This is a genomic window from Deinococcus sp. AJ005, from assembly GCF_009017495.1.
Lineage (GTDB): Bacteria > Deinococcota > Deinococci > Deinococcales > Deinococcaceae > Deinococcus.
On sequence record NZ_CP044990.1, the window covers coordinates 1,861,232 to 1,878,647 of the forward strand.

General features: G+C 63.1%; 22 protein-coding genes. All 22 read right to left on the reverse strand.

Going from position 1 to position 17,416, the window contains the following annotated elements; all coding sequences use genetic code 11:
* Positions 1-27: 27 nt before the first annotated feature.
* The 22 genes from rplQ to rplF all read right to left on the reverse strand — a co-directional run bounded on the left by rplQ (position 28) and on the right by rplF (position 17,344).
* A complete protein-coding gene (gene rplQ / locus DAAJ005_RS10790; protein WP_029476425.1) occupies positions 28-378 on the reverse strand; it encodes a 50S ribosomal protein L17 in 351 nt (116 codons plus the stop codon).
* Positions 379-428: 50 nt separating this feature from the next.
* Positions 429-1,445, reverse strand: coding sequence for a DNA-directed RNA polymerase subunit alpha (locus DAAJ005_RS10795; RefSeq protein ID WP_151847121.1), 1,017 nt, complete (start codon positions 1,443-1,445; stop codon positions 429-431).
* Positions 1,446-1,455: 10 nt separating this feature from the next.
* A complete protein-coding gene (rpsD, locus tag DAAJ005_RS10800) occupies positions 1,456-2,076 on the reverse strand; it encodes a 30S ribosomal protein S4 (protein ID WP_029483507.1) in 621 nt (206 codons plus the stop codon).
* Positions 2,077-2,247: 171 nt separating this feature from the next.
* A complete protein-coding gene (gene rpsK / locus DAAJ005_RS10805; RefSeq protein WP_029476431.1) occupies positions 2,248-2,643 on the reverse strand; it encodes a 30S ribosomal protein S11 in 396 nt (131 codons plus the stop codon).
* 3 nt (positions 2,644-2,646) lie between these two features.
* A complete protein-coding gene (gene rpsM / locus DAAJ005_RS10810; RefSeq protein ID WP_075836856.1) occupies positions 2,647-3,027 on the reverse strand; it encodes a 30S ribosomal protein S13 in 381 nt (126 codons plus the stop codon).
* Positions 3,027-3,143, reverse strand: coding sequence for a 50S ribosomal protein L36 (rpmJ, locus tag DAAJ005_RS10815; RefSeq protein ID WP_029476433.1), 117 nt, complete (start codon positions 3,141-3,143; stop codon positions 3,027-3,029). Before rpmJ ends, rpsM begins: the two co-directional genes overlap by 1 nt.
* A 98-nt stretch (positions 3,144-3,241) precedes the next feature.
* Complete coding sequence (gene infA / locus DAAJ005_RS10820; protein ID WP_029483509.1) at positions 3,242-3,484, reverse strand: translation initiation factor IF-1; 243 nt, start codon at positions 3,482-3,484, stop codon at positions 3,242-3,244.
* A gap of 172 nt (positions 3,485-3,656) precedes the next feature.
* A complete protein-coding gene (locus tag DAAJ005_RS10825) occupies positions 3,657-4,853 on the reverse strand; it encodes a VWA domain-containing protein (RefSeq protein WP_151847122.1) in 1,197 nt (398 codons plus the stop codon).
* Between the two features lie 90 nt (positions 4,854-4,943).
* The gene (locus DAAJ005_RS10830; RefSeq protein WP_151847123.1) at positions 4,944-5,324 is read right to left on the reverse strand and encodes a hypothetical protein; all 381 of its coding nucleotides are present in this window, start codon (positions 5,322-5,324) and stop codon (positions 4,944-4,946) included.
* Positions 5,325-5,381: 57 nt separating this feature from the next.
* Entirely contained in the window at positions 5,382-7,586 is a 2,205-nt protein-coding gene (locus tag DAAJ005_RS10835; protein ID WP_151847124.1) for a DUF5682 family protein, read from the reverse strand.
* Between the two features lie 10 nt (positions 7,587-7,596).
* Positions 7,597-8,355, reverse strand: coding sequence for a hypothetical protein (locus tag DAAJ005_RS10840; RefSeq protein WP_151847125.1), 759 nt, complete (start codon positions 8,353-8,355; stop codon positions 7,597-7,599).
* Positions 8,356-8,403: 48 nt separating this feature from the next.
* Positions 8,404-9,507: an AAA family ATPase gene (locus tag DAAJ005_RS10845; RefSeq protein WP_151847126.1), complete on the reverse strand. Its 1,104-nt coding sequence runs from the start codon at positions 9,505-9,507 to the stop codon at positions 8,404-8,406.
* A gap of 28 nt (positions 9,508-9,535) precedes the next feature.
* The gene (locus tag DAAJ005_RS10850; protein ID WP_075837055.1) at positions 9,536-9,982 is read right to left on the reverse strand and encodes a hypothetical protein; all 447 of its coding nucleotides are present in this window, start codon (positions 9,980-9,982) and stop codon (positions 9,536-9,538) included.
* 10 nt (positions 9,983-9,992) lie between these two features.
* On the reverse strand, positions 9,993-11,540 hold the full coding sequence (locus DAAJ005_RS10855) for a DUF5691 domain-containing protein (RefSeq protein ID WP_151847127.1): 1,548 nt from the start codon (positions 11,538-11,540) through the stop codon (positions 9,993-9,995).
* Positions 11,537-12,838 (reverse strand): SWIM zinc finger domain-containing protein, encoded by a 1,302-nt coding sequence (locus DAAJ005_RS10860; protein ID WP_226342385.1) that lies wholly within the window; start codon positions 12,836-12,838, stop codon positions 11,537-11,539. Before DAAJ005_RS10860 ends, DAAJ005_RS10855 begins: the two co-directional genes overlap by 4 nt.
* A gap of 173 nt (positions 12,839-13,011) precedes the next feature.
* On the reverse strand, positions 13,012-13,605 hold the full coding sequence (locus DAAJ005_RS10865) for an adenylate kinase (RefSeq protein ID WP_151847128.1): 594 nt from the start codon (positions 13,603-13,605) through the stop codon (positions 13,012-13,014).
* Positions 13,606-13,808: 203 nt separating this feature from the next.
* Positions 13,809-15,155 carry a preprotein translocase subunit SecY gene (gene secY, locus DAAJ005_RS10870; RefSeq protein WP_151847129.1) on the reverse strand — a complete coding sequence of 449 codons (1,347 nt, stop codon included), beginning with the start codon at positions 15,153-15,155 and terminating at the stop codon, positions 13,809-13,811.
* A 1-nt stretch (position 15,156) separates the two neighbouring features.
* Positions 15,157-15,663 (reverse strand): 50S ribosomal protein L15, encoded by a 507-nt coding sequence (gene rplO, locus DAAJ005_RS10875; protein WP_151847130.1) that lies wholly within the window; start codon positions 15,661-15,663, stop codon positions 15,157-15,159.
* A complete protein-coding gene (gene rpmD, locus DAAJ005_RS10880; RefSeq protein WP_029483709.1) occupies positions 15,660-15,827 on the reverse strand; it encodes a 50S ribosomal protein L30 in 168 nt (55 codons plus the stop codon). The genes rplO and rpmD overlap by 4 nt, the downstream gene beginning before the upstream one ends.
* A 26-nt stretch (positions 15,828-15,853) precedes the next feature.
* Positions 15,854-16,459: a 30S ribosomal protein S5 gene (rpsE, locus tag DAAJ005_RS10885; protein WP_151847131.1), complete on the reverse strand. Its 606-nt coding sequence runs from the start codon at positions 16,457-16,459 to the stop codon at positions 15,854-15,856.
* A complete protein-coding gene (rplR, locus tag DAAJ005_RS10890) occupies positions 16,449-16,787 on the reverse strand; it encodes a 50S ribosomal protein L18 (protein ID WP_029483707.1) in 339 nt (112 codons plus the stop codon). Before rplR ends, rpsE begins: the two co-directional genes overlap by 11 nt.
* Complete coding sequence (gene rplF, locus DAAJ005_RS10895; protein ID WP_029483706.1) at positions 16,787-17,344, reverse strand: 50S ribosomal protein L6; 558 nt, start codon at positions 17,342-17,344, stop codon at positions 16,787-16,789. Before rplF ends, rplR begins: the two co-directional genes overlap by 1 nt.
* Positions 17,345-17,416 lie beyond the last annotated feature (72 nt).

Consider the following 17,416-nt stretch of genomic DNA (forward strand, 5'->3'; position numbering starts at 1 on the left):
GCAGAGGGCATTCAAAAAAGATCTAGCTCAGACCAGTTCGATCAGGGCCATCGTCACGCCGTCGCCCCGGCGGGTGCCGATGCGAAGGATGCGGGTGTAGCCGCCGGGACGCTCGGCGTACTTGGGGGCCACTTCATCCATCATCTTGCGGACAACGTCGTTATCGTGGATGTCGCGGGCCACCAGACGGCGGGCGTGCAGGTCGCCGCCCTTGGCGGTGGTGATCAGTTTCTCAACGTAGGGGCGCAGCTCTTTGGCCTTCGTGAGGGTCGTCTGGATGCGGCCCTCGCGCAGCAGCGCCGTCGCCTGGGCACGGGCCAGGGCGGTGCGGGCACTGCTGTTGCGGTTGAGCTTGCGTCCGGCTTTACCGTGGCGCATGGGTGTTCTCCTTCAAAACGCGGCCCCAGAGTACAGGGCCGGAAAGTGGTTTAGTCGCGCAGAGCAAGCCCAAACTGGGCCAATTGCTGCTTGATCTCATCCAGGCTGCGCTCGCCGATGCCGGGAACCTTCTTCAGGTCACGGTCACTCAGAGCGCACAACGCGTCCACGCTGTCGATGCCTTCTTCCTTGAGGGAATGCAGCACGCGGGTGGTCAGACCCAGCCCTTCCAGCGTGACACGCGGCGAATCCATCTCGGCAGGGTAATCGCCGGGGTTCAGATTCAACGTCGTGGGGCTGGTGGGGGGCAGATCGTACACGCCGGTCTGTGGCATGACGGGGGCGCTGGGGGTGTACACCGGCTGCTGGGTGAACTCCGGGGTCAGGGCAGGCAGGTTTTCCACGTTGCCGAACACGTTCAGCTCTTCACGCAGAATCTCCACCGCCTTGTCCAGGGTGTCCTGCGGGCCAGTGCTGCCATCGGTCCAGACGCGCAGGATCAAGCGGTCCAAGTCGGTCTGCTGTCCCACGCGGGTGTTCTCGACGTGGTAGGCCACCCGGCGCACCGGGGAGAACACCGCGTCCACCGGAATGGAGTTGATGCGGTCCTTGGTGGCGTGCTTTTCAGCGGGAACATAGCCCTCGCCTTCTTCCACGCGCACTTCCATGACCAGCTTGCCGTCTTCAGCCAAAGTGGCGATCACCAGATCGGGGTTGACGATCTCGGCGTCGCTGGGTACCTCGAAGGCGCTGGCCTTGACGACACCCTCGCCCTGCGCGCGCAGGGTCAGGGTTTTGGGACCGGGAGCGTGGAATTTCACGACCAGTTCCTTGAGGTTGAGGATCATCTGAATGACGTCCTCTTTCACTCCGGGAATGGTGGAAAATTCGTGCAGCACGTCTTCGATATACACGCTGGTGACAGCCGTGCCGGGGATCGAGGACATCAGGATGCGCCGGATGGGGTTCCCGATGGTGACGCCGTAACCGCGCGTGAGCGGTTCCAGGACGAATTCGCCGTAATCGCCGTCCACGCGGGCTTTGAGTTGAGGGCGCTTTTGATCCATGGGTCCTCCGTTAACGCGAGTAGTACTCGATGATGAAGTTCTCGTTGATCGGCAGCGCCAGGTCTTCACGCGCCGGGAGGCGGGCGAAGGTGCCGGTGAAGGTTTCGGGGTTCAGTTCGACCCAGGGGGCCACGCGGCGGCGCTTCTGCGCTTCCATGTTTTCCTGGATAAAGCCCATCGAGCGGCTGCCTTCGGCCACGACGATTTCATCGCCGATCTTGACGCGGTAGCTCGGGACGTCGACCTTCTGGCCGTTCACGAGAATGTGACCGTGGCCGACAAACTGCCGGGCCTGACGGCGGGTGCTGGCAAAGCCCATGCGGAACACGACGTTGTCCAGGCGGCGTTCCAGCAATTGCAGGAACACGGTGCCGGTGACGCCGGGAACTTCGGAGGCTTCGGTAAAGAGGTTGCGGAACTGCTTTTCGCCCATGCCGTACAGACGCGACAGCTTCTGTTTTTCACGCAGACGCACGCTGTAATCGCTGGGGCGACCACGGCCACGGCGCTGGCCGTGCTGGCCCGGCGGGTAGGGGCGCTTGTCCAAATATTTCTGGACTTTCTCTGTTTCCGCGAGGTTGATGCCCTCACGGCGACTCAGTTTAGTAATTGATCCACGGTAACGACCCATTGATTGATCTCCTTGGTGCGGTCAGGAACGGTGCCCTGCCGGGTCTGCGGCCCTCTGTTTACCCGCCGCCATTGCTGGTGGTTGCAGCTTTCATTCCCCCAAAAGGAAACAGCGGCGGCGGGACAGGTGGGCGCGCGCGAAAACTCTAGTTCAGCACTCTTCTAAAAAACACTAAGCGCGAAACTTTTTCTTGGGGCGGCAGCCGTTGTGAGGCACGGGGGTGTCGTCCATGATGGACTTCACTTCAATGCCGCTGGCCTGAATGGCGCGGATGGCCTGTTCGCGGCCTGAGCCGCTGCCCCGCACCACCACGTCGACGATGTTCATGCCGAAGGTCTGTTGGGCCTTCTTCACGGCGTCGGCGGCGGCGAGCTGGGCGGCGTAGGGCGTGCCTTTCTTGCTGCCCTTGTAGCCGATGGTCCCGCCACTGCTCCAGGCGACAGAGTTGCCGTCCAGATCGGTGATGGTGACAATCGTGTTGTTGTAGCTGGCATGCACGTAGGCGCGGCCAGCGCTGATGTTGCGCCGGGCGCGGCGCGGGGTCTTGCCCTTGGTAGATTTCGCCATGGCTTACTTCCTCGCGGCCTTTTTCTTACCAGCCACAGTCTTGCGCGGTCCCTTGCGGGTGCGGGCGTTGGTCTTGGTGCGCTGACCGCGCACGGGCAGCCCACGGCGGTGGCGCAGGCCACGGTACGCACCGATGTCCATCAGACGCTTGATGTTCTGACCGACTTCGGAGCGCAGATCGCCTTCAACCTTGTAGGTCTTTTCCACGGCTTCACGCAGGGTGGACTGGTCCGCTTCCGAGAGGTTCTTGACGCGGGTGTCGGGGTTGATTCCGGTACGCGCCAGGACTTCCTTGCTGCGGGTCAGGCCAATGCCGTAGATGTAGGTCAGCGCGATTTCAATGCGCTTTTCGCGGGGCAGATCGACGCCTGCAACGCGGGCCATTAACCTTGCCTCTGCTTGTGCTTGACTTCCTTGCTGCAAATGATCAGCACCCGTCCGTGACGGCGGATCACCTTGCAGCCGTCGCACATTTTCTTGACACTGCTGCGAACTTTCATGCTTCCTCCTCGCGCCGCCTGCTGTGCATTAGCAGCGCTCGACCCCCGTCTCACCTTCTGTCAGAGGGAATCTGTGGTGTGCCTCAGCCCTGAGACGGTCAGCGGCGGTAGACGATGCGCCCGCGCGACGTGTCGTACGGGCTGATTTCCAGAACCACACGGTCACCAGGCAGGATACGGATGTAGTGAATCCGCATCTTTCCGCTGATGTAAGCCAGGAGATCGTGTCCCGTATCCAGCTTTACGCGAAAGGTGGTGTTGGGCAACGCCTCTGTCACCACGCCCTCAGCGCGTACGGTATCGGACTCTTCCTTCTTCTTCTTTTCCCGCTGTTCCGGCATTCTTCGTCTTGCCACGCAACCTCCAGGCCCAATACAAGCCAAACGTAAAGGTATCACGCGTGTGGGCAGCCAGACAAGGCAGGATGACAATCCCGTGCAGGCATAAGGGAAAGGCAGGGCCAAGCGTTCGTCTATTCAGGACACAGACCTGGCACATGAAAGGCTCTTGTTCTCAGCCCGCCGCTCCACCCCTCGTCACGATGCCCTGCGTTCCGGCCCACGCCGCCACATCGTCGCCGCGCATGGCCGCCGCCATCAGGCCGGGGAAATGATCGGGGGTGCAGGCGAAGGACGGAATGCCCAGGCCCGCGAAGGCCCGCGCCACGCCGTGATCGTAGCTGGGTGCGCCGTCATCCGACAAGGCTAGCAGGGCGATCATATTCACGCCCGAATCCTTGAGGGTGCGGGCGCGGGCCAGCATCTCGCGCTCGTTGCCGCCTTCGTACAGATCGCTGATCAGCACCAGGATGGTCTGTTCTGGGCGCTGGATCACACCCTGGCAATAGGCCAAGGCGCGGTTGATGTCCGTGCCGCCGCCCAACTGAATGCCGTACAGCACGTCCACCGGATCACTCAGGTTCTCGGAGAGGTCCGCGACTTCGGTATCGAAGACCACCACGCGGGTGCTGACGGCGGGCAAACTGGCCAGCACCGCGCCGAACACGCCCGCGTACACCACACTGCTGGCCATGCTGCCCGACTGATCCAGACACAGCACGATGTCGCGCAGGCTGCGGCGTTTGCGCCCATAGCCGATCAGCCGTTCGGGAATGATTGTGCGCTTTTCGGGCAGGTAAGACTTGAGATTGGCGCGGATGGTGGCGTTCCAGTCGATCTCCGGGCCACGCGGGCGGAAGTTGCGCTGGGCACGGTTCAGGCTGCCCGACACGGCGGCGCGGGTGGGTTCTTCCAGACGCTTCGTGAGGTCATCCACCACCTTGCGGACCACGGTGCGAGCGGCGTCTTTCGCCTTGGCGGGCATCACGCCCTTGAGCGTGAGCAACGTGCCCACCAGATTCACGTCGGCCTGCACGTTTTCCAGCATTTCCGGCTCGAAGAGGAGTTGCGTGAGATTCAGGCGTTCGATGGCGTCCTCCTGCATCACGCGCACCACGTCAGCAGGGAAGAATTCGCGTAAGTCGGCCAGCCAGCGGGCCACCTTCGGCGCGCTTGCGCCCAGGCCGCCGCGCCGGGAACCCGTGGGGGCGTCGTAGAGGCCGCTCAGGGCGTCGTCCATGCGTTTGTCTTCGATGGACAGGCCGATGTCCTGGCCGCCCTCGCCGCTGACGCCATCGGCCTCGCCGCCGCCCAGCACGAGTCTCCAGCGGCGCAGGCGTTCGGGGGTAGCGGATGAATTGGGAAGGGTCATGGTTGCTCCTGGTGGACATAGATGTGGCGGCTTGGACAAAAGCGTAGGAACAAGGTTACGGCACGTTTTCTCGCAGTGGCTAGCATCGCTTCATTCGTCCTCGCCTGGAAAGACGATGACCCCATCCGTGGCGCTGACATCGAAAAAACCGACGCCATGCTTCTGTGCCAATCGGGTCACGGTCTCGTGTGCCGTCTGTGCCTGAGACCAAGCAAAGGCGGCGTAAACCATTACCGTTCCCAGCGAGTAATCCGTTGCTCTGGATTCGTCGAACTCCTCGTCGGACATGCCATTCATGTCTGGGAAGGTCTGGATAATCTCGGCATACCACGCCTGCAACACGGCTGAACAGACCTGAACGTCGTTGTACCCGTGTTCCTCGCTCCACTGGGTCTGCTGTTCGTACCAGGCTATAAATTCGGCACGGTAACGCGGTGCAGAAGGATCGAAAACCATTAAGTCGTGACTCACTGCACCACCTCCAGAACTCGGATCATTCGATCGCGCTCAGCGGGCGGGATGCGGCGTTCACTGGCGCACCCCCAGCAGCCGCAGCACCACCGGCACCACACGCATGGCCCGTTCGTCGTCCAGCTCCAGCACGGCCTCTCCCCTGTTCGGCCCGCCTCCACGCACCGCCTCGCCCAGCGCGCGGCGTTCGGGCTTCTCGTAGCGGGAAAACACGCGGCGCAGCAGAGGCAGGGACTCCTGGAAAGCGTCGCCTTCCAGACCCGCCAGCCAGCCGTCCAGCAGGGCCAGCAACGCGGAGTCGTGCAGCAGCAGCGCGGCGCTGTGGCCCAGGAAACCGTCCAGCCAGGCAGTGACGTCGCCGGGGCGCGCAGCACCCAGAGCGAGGCTGACGCGGCGCTCCACCTCCGGGCCATCCAGTTCGCCGCTGTCGCGCAACCGTCGCACGGCGTCCCCAACCAGCAGCGGATGGGCCTCCAGGCGATCCGCCAGATGCAGCAAGGCAGCGCGCCACTCGGCCAGCGCCCCGGCCTCGTCCAGCAGGCGCACGCTGGCGTCTCCGGCGTCCACGGCGCGTTGCAACACTCCAGCAGCATCCTCGGCCAGACCGATGGCAGCGGTGGGCAGGCCCACACAGGCGCGCGTGAGCAGGGTGCGGAAGACGCGGGCAGGGGCCTCATCTGCGCCTTTTGCCACCTCGTCGCGTCCACGCACGTCGCCGTACCGGGCCAATCGGGCCAGCGGGGCCAGCGCAGACAGTAAGTCGGCCACATCCGCCCCCACCGCAGCACGGGCATCCAGGGCGTCCAGCGCGGCGGGCAGGGCGTCCGGCAAATCGGCGTACCGCACCGCTTCCAGCAGGGCGGTCAATTCAGACAGGGACGCACCTGTCCGCGCTGTTTCGGTGGCCTGTGCGCCTGCCGCGTCCGCCACCGTCTGACCGTAACGGCTGGCCTGCACCAGACGAACGCTGAATTCGGGCTGCCACGCCAGCGCCCAGGCTTCCTTGAAGGTGCCGCGCCCGCCCGCGTGCCGTTCCTGCGCCCAGGGAATGCCCAGCAGATTCAGGCGGTGAAACAGGGCACTCCGGGCCAGATCGTTGTCCTGGCGCAGATCCAGGGTCATTTCCAGTTGTTCGGGCTGCACCTTCACGCGCAACTTCTTCTGCTGACGGGCCAGATCCTGCGCCAGCGGGACGGTGGGCGTGTCGGAAGGCACCTCACCCAATGCCTCGCCCACGATCAACTGGCGCTCGATCAGGCGCAACGGCAAATCGCTGTCCCAGCCGAAGACGCTCAGGGCGGCCTCGTTCAGCTCATCCAGGCCGGGGAGGGCGCGGCCCCGTAGTCCGGCCAGGGTATTCGCCAGACGGGTGGCCTCGATCACGCTGGCGCTGCTGGCCTCCAGTTTCTCGCCGCGCAGCAGCCGCGCCGCCCGCGCAAACCAGCGTTCGGTGACGTGTTCAGGCGTGGTGAACAGGTGGTGGTAATACCCCGGCGAGCGCACGCCTGCGCCGTAGCCACTGTGCATCGACAGCCGCCCATGCGTCCACGGCACCCAGGTCAGCGTGACCTTGGCCTTGGGCAGGCCCTTGAGCAGCGCCGCATCCTCCTTGACCGGGTACGCTGCCAGCTCCGTCAGCACGGGCGCGTGCCACGCTCCGCAGACCACGGCAATACTCTGGAATCCTTCCTTCTGCGCGGCGCGAATCGTCTGTCGCATGTGGGCCTCGCGCATGGCCTCGCGGCCCGCCGGGGCTGGCGCGTCGGCCCGCACCGCCGCCATCACCTCCAGCACCGCCCCGAATACGTCGCCGCCGTCGCCCCTGGCTTCCACCAGGGTTTCCCACCAGCGCTCAAAGTCGCTGTATCCGGCAGCCTCGGCCAGCACGCGCAGGGGGTCTGAATGGAGGTCAGATTCGGCCTCTTCCTCGCGTTCAAAACCCAGTGTTGCGCTGGCGGGCAGGTCCATAAAGCGGGCGGGAACATTCAGACGGGCCGCCCACTGAAACGCCACGAACTCCGGGCTGAAGACGGCGAACGGCCAAAACGATGCGCGGGCCGGATCGTCGTTCACGTAGCCCAGCAGCGCCACGGGCGGCTTGAAGTCCGGGTGGGCCAGGAAGGGCAGCACGGGGTTGGCATCTGCCGGGCCTTCCACCAGCACCAGATCGGGCCGGAGCCGTTCCAGCGCCCCCGCCAGTGAACGCGCCGAGCCGGGGCCGTGGTGCCGGATGGGGAATAGGGTGAGGATAGATTTCGTCATGCCTGCCACTTCATGGGACAAGCCACTTGAAAATTGTGTATCCCCCAGTTATCACAGTGATTAAAATTCCTGATATAACTAAAATTGGATGTATTGAAATTTCATTCAGCTTTTGCATTACTATATTGTTGTTCGTTCTTAATTTTCTATCAAAGACAAGTCTTAAGATATCTGACATCAAGTCAACCTTTCTCGCTGTTGACATGCGGAGAACATTGAAATTTTCTCGGTCAAATGCATCGGCTTCCGCAGCACCAACCAAAAAGTCCTTCATACTCAGATCGTTTATTTGACATAGCTTTTCAAGTCTGGGATGAGGCGCATAATCTTTTCCATAGATAGATTTCAGCATTTCGGCTAAGTCAAATAATCTATTTTCACCCAGAGTTATGGGTGAACCTTGCAACATCCTGTATCTGTGATAAATTGCATGAAATCCGTACACAGATCCGCGCATGTTCCAATGTACCCAATTACTAGTTTGATTCACCCCTAAGTAATCAAAAAAGTCATCCAGCATGGCTTTTTCTAAGGCGTTGTAGTTGCCGTTTATTTGACTAGCACTTATACCCAGAGTCTCTGCGAAGTCAACAATAGAAAAACATTTAGTCTGAGTCTCACTAAAATTTTTTACACAAATCGAAGTAATTCTTGGCGAGAAATTGTCGCCTTTCTGATAAAAGCTTTCGCATGAATAATGAATTATGCGAATTGATCTCTTGTCATTTCTAAGAATTTTTATTCTATTTAAAGCTTCTATTCTATCCACCTTTAAACCTCAGTCCACTAATACTTCCTTTTGAGAACTTGCTCACGCTCAACTCACCGCCCGGCAAGCCTTGTACAAATCCCGCCAGTCTTCCCTTTTCTTTGCCACAGTTTCCAGGTATTCACGCCACACCACGCCGTCCTGCACGGGGTCTTTGACCACCGCGCCCACCAGACTGGCAGCCACGTCCGCCGCGCTCAGTTCGCCGTTGCCGAAGTGGGCGGCCAGGCTCAGGCCGTGGTTGACCACGCTGATGGCCTCGGCAGTGGACAGCGTGCCACTGGGAGCTTTGAGCTTGGTCTTGCCGTCCTCGGTCACACCGCTGCGAAGCTCGCGGAAGATGGTCACGATGCGCCGCACTTCCTCCAGCGCCGGGGGCGCGGCGGGAATCTGGAGACTGCTCGCCAGTTGCGCCACGCGCTGCACGACGATCTTCACCTCGTCTTCCAGGCTGTCGGGGACAGGCAGAATCACCGTGTTGAAGCGGCGCTTGAGGGCGCTGGACAGGTCATTGACGCCCCGGTCCCGGTTGTTGGCGGTGGCGATCAGGTTGAAGCCGCGCGTGGCCTGAATTTCCGTGTTCAGCTCCGGCACGGGCAGGGTCTTCTCGGACAGCACGGTGATCAGGGCGTCCTGCACGTCGCTCTGCACACGGGTCAATTCTTCCACGCGGGCCAGCTTGCCGGTTCGCATGGCGCGCATGATTGGACTTTCCACCAGCGCCGCCTCGCTGGGACCCTCGGCAATCAGGCGGGCATAATTCCAGCCGTAGCGAATGGCCTCCTCGCCCGTGCCCGCCGTTCCCTGCACCAACAGCGTGCTGTCACCCGAAATCGCGGCGGCCAGATGCTCGCTGACCCAGCTCTTGGCCGTGCCAGGAACACCAATCAGCAGCAGGGCGCGGTCTGTGGCGAGGGTAGCCACCGCGATTTCCATCAGGCGGCGATGGCCCACATACTTGGCGGTAATTTCTGTGCCGTCCTTCAATTTGCCGCCCATCAGGTAGGTCAGCACGGCGTGCGGGCTGAGGTTCCACTGCGGGGGCTTTGGCCTGTCGTCCTGTGCGGCCAGGGCAGAGAGTTCGTGGGCGTAGGCTTGCTCGGCGTGCTGGCGCAGGACTTCTGGGGCAGAGGTGGGCTGGGTGGCAGTCATAACGTCTCCTTGAGGATCGGGGGAAAATTCAGCGTTCCAGCGCCGTGCGAACCGGGCCGTCGGGAATCATCATGGTGGCGTTGCCGCCGTACTGCACGCTCAGCGCTCCCTGATAGCGGGTCACTCCACCCATCTTGGTCAGCGGCAGGCGAAAGCTGCCCTGGGCGTTAACGATGTGCAGCGTGCTGTCCTCCTGATCCAGGCGGAATTCGGTCACGCCGCTGTTGCGGGCGGTGAGCAGCACCTGGGCCATGCTGCGGCGGGCGTTCCACCACACGAACAGACCCAGCGCCGCCGCCGCCAGCAGAAAGAAGATGTTGCGGTAATACACCGCCCAGATCACGCCGATTATGGTCAGCAGGGCCAGGGCGATCAGCGGGCCGCGCAGGATGCGGCGCTGCATCTGGCGGTAGACGCTGGCGACGAGCAGTTGCCCATCGGGAGAGGCCCAGTCCACGGTCTGCTGAATGGTCACAAGCTGTTCCTCATAGGGACCTCTCTGCCGCAAAATCGGCGTGAATCTGGGCGCGCAGGGCCAGGCCAGCGTACAGGTTATCCAGCGTCTGGCGGGCGTATTCGGGGGCATCGGCAGGCAAGGAGGAGGGGCGCGGGGCAGCGGGTGAGGCGCGGGTCTGGGCCAGCTCCAGCACGTTGATCCAGGCGTAATCCCAGTCCGAGTTCTTATCGTAGGCAGCAAAGGCCGACTCGGCCTTGCGAATAGCCCGGCTGAGCTGCCTGAAAACCTCGGTGGAAAGGTCAGCAGGCCACGGCGTCGGCAGGCCCCGCAACAGGGTCAGCGTAAGCTGCGAATCATGGCCCCGCAGCGCCGCTTGCAGTTCGGCCTCGCGGCGCGGCGCTGGAACCAGGGCCAGCAGGTCCGCCCGCCAGTGCGTGAAACTGCCCTTCAGGCGGGGCAGCAACAGTTCGGCCAGTTCCGAGAATGCCGGCTCAATCGGCTGGGCTGCCGAAGAGAAAATGGCCCGCACCAGCTCATCGGTGGCCTCGAATTGCGCCGCCAGACCCACCAGCCCGGCGGGCTTCAGCTCAAGCGCAGTCATCAATGCCCCTGGATGTACAGCGTTCAGCAGGTGGCGCAGGCGTTCAGCGGGGTGCTGGACAGGCTCCAGACCATCGCGTTTCAGGTCCGCGTCGGGCACCTCCGGCAGGGCGAGGGTAAAGTTGACCTGACCCCGCAATCTGCCCAGGAACCCCACCTTTTCCTGTCCCAGCATGGCTTTCGCGCGGTCTGCCATCCGGGCGTTATAGGCGCTGCTGGGCAACCCCTGAAGCAGACGGCGGACCTGAGCGCGCACGTCCTCGCTGCGGTCAGACAGCGTTTCTTCCAGCAGGGGTTCGAGTTCGGCGTCCCCTGCCTCCCAGGTCTGGGCCAGCACATCCAGCAGCCGCTTGCGAACGCCCGCCTTCTCAACCTTGAAATGAACGGTCAGGAATGCGCGGGAGGCGGCAGAATCGGCGTCTCGCAGGGCACGGAACAGCGCCTCCCGGCCCGCCTTGGTGGCGCCCTCCCATTCCGGGCCGTCCACCGTCACATCACCGCTTTTCAGGCCAAGCAGCCAGCGCCAGTCGGAGGAAAACCCGGCCAGCCAGCGCCCGCGTTCGCCCAGCACCGGGCGCAGCGTGGCGCGCAGTTCCTCATTCACGTGGCTCCCCCAGTCCAGCAGATCGGGCAAGTCAGCATGTGGGACGCGCCAGCCCGCCGCGCCGCAGAGGCTCAGCCACTCGGGCAGCATGGCCGTATTCAGCACGGAGATCAGGTGCCGGGTCACGCGGGCAGGGGCTTCGGGCCGAAGTTCAGCGGGGGCAGGCTCAGGGGGCGGGGCCGACGGCAGAGGCAGTTGCCCCGCGCGGGCTGCCAGTCCCACCAGCGCAGCGCGGGCCAGCAGAGTGGATTCCGCATCATCTCTTGTCACGCGGCTCAGGGCATCAGCCAGCGGTGTATCGACGTGCGGAGGCAGAGCGGCGCGTGACATTCCCACCAGCGCCGTTGCCAGCAGCGTCTTCAAGTCGCTCATCTCCGCCCCCCTGGCGTACCTGTCCAGAAATTTAGGGCAGCAAAGGCCGCGCCGTCCCACTCGCCAAACACGGACACTGCTTCGCCTGCACTTTCGGCCAGCAGCCTCAGCAGCGGGCGCACGTCTTCCGTCAGTGGCAGTCCACCACCGGTTTCATCCACCACAGACCACGGCTCACCCGGCAGCACCCGCACCGGCCCCAGCAGATAAGCCGCACGCTCCAGCCAGGGATTGCGGGCCAGCGCGTCGGCGTGGGCAGACAGCATTGCCGTGAGTGTCAGAGGCGGTGGCAAGTCGGTCAGTGGGCCGCTCCCGCGTGCCTCGCCCTTCAGCACGGCCCGCTGAGCAAAAGCAGAGGGGGCAAGGACCAGCTCGGCCTCCACGCTCTGACCCATCGGCAGGCCGGGCGGCAGCGGACGGCCCGCCGGAGCGAAATCCAGCAGCAGGGCGGTCTGATCGCTGTTCTGGAGCCACTGGCGGCGCACGGTCAGCGTCTCTTCCTGAATCAGCGCCTGCCCCAGCACGTTCCAGCGCGACCGAATCCCCTCCGTTTCCAGCAAGCCCGCGGCGTCCAGCGGAAAACCCAGGGCAGAGCGCAGGTCCGCCAGTTCATTCTCGACTAGGCCCTCGCGGTTCGTCCAGCCCTCAGCCAGCAGCGCCAGTTCGCCCAGGTGCGCCAGCAGAGCGGCGGGATCACCCAGCAATTCGGGAATGTGGGCCACCCGCCGCGCCGCACCCGCAGCCTGAGCGTCCATCAACCGCGCCGCCTGCGTGTCCCAGTCGCTATACGGGCGGGAAGACGCCGTGGCCAATCCATCACGCACCAGATCGTTGAGGAACAGGTGCAAGCCCTCCAGCCCAGCCGTCACCTTCTTCTCGCGGGCGGCGCGGCGTTTGGCCTGAGCGGCGGGATCGGCCTCCTTCTCGGCCTTCTGCTGTCCGCCTTCTGCCTTCTGCACCTCCCGGTTCTGCCGCCCGGCCAGCCATGTCTGAATGCTCTCGGGCGCGGGCTGAGAACCAAAATCGGAACCGTGCGAGGCGTGCAGCAACAGCAGCGCCAGCCCATGCTTGCAGGGGAACTTGCGGCTGGGGCAGGAGCATTTTGCCACCGGACCACTCAGGTCAACCGCCGTCAGGTACGGAGTCTTGCCGCTGCCCTGACACTCGCCCCACAACACGCCGTCCGTGTCATTCAGGCTGGGCCACTTGCCGGGTGTGGCGAGTTTGCGTGCATTGGCCGCGCTGCCCGCATCGGGAGCCAGAGAGAGAATGGTTTCGGGGGTTAATGCCTGTGACAAATTTAAACTCCTTATTCTGTTACTGACGTAATAGTAACAGCTTCACGTTGCTGGGGCAAGCCTAGCGCAGTGGTGCAGGCGGCAGGCCCATCAGATCACCAGACCTCAAATCTCAGAACAAAGAAGAAGGGCCGGAGACATCGTCGTCCCGGCCCCTCCTCTGTTACTGCGCTCTACTTCATGCTGTCCTGAATGCGTCCGTACACCTCATCCATGCTGCCCACGCCGTCCACATGCTTCAGGTTGCCGCGTGCGCCGTAGTAGTCAATAAGGGGCTGGGTCTGCTCACGGTACACGTCCTGACGTTTGCGGGCCACCGCCTCTGTGTCGTCGCTACGGGACGTGCCGCCGTTGGCTGCCGCATCCCGCCCGCGCGACACAATGCGCTCAATCAACAGCTCGTCGGGAACTTCCAGCAGTGGCACATGGTTGACGGGTGCGCCCAGTTCCTCTAACAGAACGTCCAGCGCCTCGGCCTGGGCGCGGGTGCGCGGAAAGCCGTCAAAGATCACGCGGACGCCTTCCATCTCGGCCAGACGGTCCCGGATCAGCGCGATCAGGATATCGTCGGGCACCAGTTGGCCCGCGTCCAGCATGGGCTTGATCTGCTGACCCAGTTCGGTGCCACGCACCACATGATCACGCAGGATATCGCCGGTGCTGATCTTGACCAGATGCTGCTCGGCGGCCAGACGCTCGGCCTGTGTGCCTTTCCCGGCACCGGGTGGCCCCAGAAAAATAACGACTTTGTTTTTCGGTTGAGTCACTTCAGTTCCTCCGTAAGTTGAGCATCAGTTTAGCGGCTGTTCGGCAACCTGCCTTTTCCCTGCCCAGCCCACCCACATTTCTGAACAGGTGAGAGAAAAAACACGGGGACAGGAAAAACGCAGAGAAAAGAAAAACTCAAAGAAAAAAAGAAACAAAGAGCCGCCCCCGGACAGGCAGGCGGCCACTTCTTTGTCTCAGGACTTCAATTGTTCAGGCGTCCGCGAATGCGGCCCTTGCTGATAAAGCCGTCGTAGCGGCGCACCGTCAATTGAGCCTCAAGTTGCTTGAGGGTTTCCAGCGCCACGCCCACGATGATCAGCAGGCCCGTTCCCGAGAACTGGAAGGTGGTGATCCCGGTGATGCGCTGAACGATCTGCGGAATAACCGTCAAAACCACCAGGAAGATCGCGCCCCACAGGCTCAGGCGGCTGCTGATGCTGCCCAGATACTCGGTGGTGGGCGTGCCGGGCCGGACGCCGGGAATAAAGCCTCCGGCCTCGCGCAATTGCTCGGCAATCCGCTTGGGATCAAACTGCACGCTGTTGTACAGGTACGTGAAGCCGAAGATCAGTGTGGCTTCCAGCAGGATGTACAGCGGCTGCCCGAACACCAGATTGGAGTTGAGCCACGCGCTCACGCCCGGCGCGCGGGTGGCCGTGGCGCTGGCGATCAGGTTGGGAATGATCAGCATGGCGCTGGCGAAGATCACCGGAATCACCCCAGCTTGGTTGACCTTGATGGGCAGCCAGGTGGCCTGCCCCGCGCCCTGCTGTTTAGCTGCAGAAGCCGAACCAGCCGCCGCCGTCGGTGCACCGCCCCGCGCACGCGCGTAGGTGACCGGCACACGCCGCTCGCCCTGATACACGTACACGATGCCCGCAATCGTCACCAGGATGATGGCAATGAACGCCAGCAACGACAGCAGTTGGACCTGATCGGTGCGGAACAGTTGCGCCGTCGCCGCGATTTCGCGCGGGTAGGCCGAGATGATCCCCACCGTGATGATCAGCGAGATACCGTTGCCGATGCCGACCTCGGTGATGCGCTCGCCGATCCACATGGTAAAGGCGATCCCCGCCACCTGGGTCAGCACCATTACCAGCACCGTGAACAGGCCCGGCGTCCAGCCCACGGCCACATACGCCGCGTTGCTGGTCACGAACAGTGAGAAGAACAGCGCCTGAACTGCGCCCAGTGCCACCGCCGAATAGCGGGTGAACTGGTTGATCTTCTTGCGCCCTTCCTCCCCTTCCTTGGACAGCTTTTCCAGGGCCGGGATGGTGGTGGTCATGAGCTGGATCACGATGCTGGCCGTGATGTACGGCAGCACCCCCAGCGCGAAGATCGAGAACTGCGAGAGATTGCCCCCCGAGATCATGCTGATCAAGCCGAACAGGCCACCCGAAGTGGCCTGGCTCAGCGCGGCGGTATTGACGCCTGGGGTAGGAATGGTGCTTCCCAGGCGGTACACCGCCAGCAGCAACAGGGTGAAGACAATCTTCCGCTGGAGATCCGGGATACGGAACGCGTCGCGGAAGGCGCGCAGCATGCTAGATGGCCTGCTTGGCTGCGGCTGCGCGGGCAGCGGCGCGGTCTTCCTTGTTGGGGGCCGCAGGCTTGGGCGTGGGCAGCACGACGCTGCCGCCCGCTGCTTCCACGGCCTTGATGGCGGCCTGACTGGCGGCGTCCACATGCACGGTCACGGCGCGGGTCACCTCACCGCCGGCCAGAAGTTTGACCGGACGATTCTTGCGGCGCACCAGACCGACGAGTTCCAGCACGGTGCGGTCAAAGGTATCGGTACCCTCGATCTCGTTGAGCTGCGAGAGCTTGACGATCTCGTGGGTGATGCCGACGTTGTTAAAACCGCGCTTGGGCAGGCGGCTGATCAGCGTGCTGCGGCCACCTTCAAAGAACGGTCCCTTGCCCGCGCCGCTGCGCGACTTCTGGCCCTTGTGACCGCGTCCGGCGGTCTTGTCGGTGCCGCCGGGGCCACGCCCGACGCGCTTGCGGTCCTTGCGGCTGCCCTCGGCGGGCTTCAGGTCATGGAGCTTCATTCTTCTACCTCCAGCAGGTGCTGAACGGTTCTGATCATGCCGCGCAGGGCAGGATTGTCATTGACTTCACGGCTATCACCGATGCGGCGCAGACCCAGGGCCTTAACGGTGTCCACCTGACTCTGGCGACGCCCGATCACGCTGCGCTTGAGGGTGATCTTGATGGCCTTGCCTTTTGACTCGCTGGTCATTATTGCGCACCTCCGGCTTCAGCCGCACCGGTCTGGGGGGTGGCCGCCTGGGCAGGGGCGGTCTGGGCAGCACTGGTTTGGGCTGGCTGGCCAGAACGCAGAACGTCTGTGCCACGCAGCGCACGCACCTGCTTGGCGGTGCGCAGGTTACGCAGACCGTCGAACACGGCGTAGGCCACGTTGATCTTGTTGCGGCTGCCAATTTCCTTGGACAGCAGGTTGGTGATGCCCGCGAGTTCAGCAATCGAGCGCGGCACGGTTCCGGCAATCACGCCCGTACCGGGTCCGGCGGGCTTCAGGAGAACCTGAGACGTGCTGTTGACGCCCACGATGTCGTGCGGAATGGTGCCGTTTTCCACGGGAACCATGATCATGTTCTTCTTGGCGATGCTCTTGGCCTTCTCGATGGCCACGGGCACTTCCTTGGCCTTGCCGATCCCCATGCCCACGCGACCGTTGCGGTCACCCAGGATCACGAGAGCAGCAAAGCGGAAACGGCGTCCGCCCTGATAGGTCTTGGAGGTGCGGTTGACGAAGAGCATCTTTTCTTCGAATTCGCTGCTCTCGCGGTCCGCGTTGCGGTCATTTCTACGATTAAAAGTCAAGGCCACCCTCCCGCGCCGCGTCTGCGAGCGCCTTCACGCGTCCGTGGAAACGGTACTGACCACGGTCAAACACCACCTGCTTGACGCCCTTCTCGGCGGCAGCTTCGGCCAGGGCCTTGCCCACGGCAGCGGCGTTCTCGGACTTGGTGCCGCCCATCAGCTTGGCGCTGCTCGCGGCAGCCAGCGTGGTGCCGTTTGTATCGTCGATGATCTGGGCGTAGATGTGCTTGCTGGAGCGGAACACGCTCAGGCGTGGGCGCACTCCGGCGGCGACGCGAACCTTGCGGCGCGCACGCAGCTTGCGGCGGACAGTATTCTGAGCAGCCATTATTTCTTCCCTTTCCCGCCTGTCGCGCCGGCTTTACCGGCCTTCAGGGCAATCTTTTCACCAAGGAAGCGCACACCCTTGCCGTGGTAGGCGTCGGGCTTGCGGACCTTGCGGACGTTGGCAGCCACCTGGCCGACGAGCTGCTTGTCGATGCCGCTCACGTCGATCTTGGTGGGTTCCGGCACGGTGAAGCTCACGCCTTCGGGCGGCTGGATCACGACGGGGTGGCTGTAACCGATGGTCAGCTCCAGCGCCTTCCCGGCCAGCTTGGCACGGTAACCGACGCCGCGCAGCTCCAGGTTGATGACGAAGCCGTCGCTGACGCCCTTGACGGCGTTGAAGACCAGGCTGCGGGTCAGGCCGTGCAGCGCGCGGTGACGCTGGGCATCGCTGGGACGCTCGACCAGCAGGGAGTCGCCGTCCTGCTTGATGGTCAGCTCGGTATTGAAGGGAACGCTGAGTTCACCTTTGGGTCCCTTGACCTTGAACACGCCGCCATCGGCGCTGTAGGTCACGCCGCTGGGCATGGGGATGGGAGATTTACCAATTCGGGACATGAATGTCCTCCTTGCCTTAAGTCAGGGCTGAGCGGACTTGCAGTCATCTCAGTCTGAGGTCAGGTGTTTGTG

Coding starts and splice junctions, on each gene's coding strand:
- rplQ (WP_029476425.1), bottom strand. CDS start 378: ATGCGCCACGGTAAAGCCGGACGCAAGCTCAACCGCAACAGCAGTGCC.
- DAAJ005_RS10795 (WP_151847121.1), bottom strand. CDS start 1,445: ATGGATCAAAAGCGCCCTCAACTCAAAGCCCGCGTGGACGGCGATTAC.
- rpsD (WP_029483507.1), bottom strand. CDS start 2,076: ATGGGTCGTTACCGTGGATCAATTACTAAACTGAGTCGCCGTGAGGGC.
- rpsK (WP_029476431.1), bottom strand. CDS start 2,643: ATGGCGAAATCTACCAAGGGCAAGACCCCGCGCCGCGCCCGGCGCAAC.
- rpsM (WP_075836856.1), bottom strand. CDS start 3,027: ATGGCCCGCGTTGCAGGCGTCGATCTGCCCCGCGAAAAGCGCATTGAA.
- rpmJ (WP_029476433.1), bottom strand. CDS start 3,143: ATGAAAGTTCGCAGCAGTGTCAAGAAAATGTGCGACGGCTGCAAGGTG.
- infA (WP_029483509.1), bottom strand. CDS start 3,484: ATGCCGGAACAGCGGGAAAAGAAGAAGAAGGAAGAGTCCGATACCGTA.
- DAAJ005_RS10825 (WP_151847122.1), bottom strand. CDS start 4,853: ATGACCCTTCCCAATTCATCCGCTACCCCCGAACGCCTGCGCCGCTGG.
- DAAJ005_RS10835 (WP_151847124.1), bottom strand. CDS start 7,586: ATGACGAAATCTATCCTCACCCTATTCCCCATCCGGCACCACGGCCCC.
- DAAJ005_RS10845 (WP_151847126.1), bottom strand. CDS start 9,507: ATGACTGCCACCCAGCCCACCTCTGCCCCAGAAGTCCTGCGCCAGCAC.
- DAAJ005_RS10855 (WP_151847127.1), bottom strand. CDS start 11,540: ATGAGCGACTTGAAGACGCTGCTGGCAACGGCGCTGGTGGGAATGTCA.
- secY (WP_151847129.1), bottom strand. CDS start 15,155: ATGCTGCGCGCCTTCCGCGACGCGTTCCGTATCCCGGATCTCCAGCGG.
- rplO (WP_151847130.1), bottom strand. CDS start 15,663: ATGAAGCTCCATGACCTGAAGCCCGCCGAGGGCAGCCGCAAGGACCGC.
- rplR (WP_029483707.1), bottom strand. CDS start 16,787: ATGGCTGCTCAGAATACTGTCCGCCGCAAGCTGCGTGCGCGCCGCAAG.
- rplF (WP_029483706.1), bottom strand. CDS start 17,344: ATGTCCCGAATTGGTAAATCTCCCATCCCCATGCCCAGCGGCGTGACC.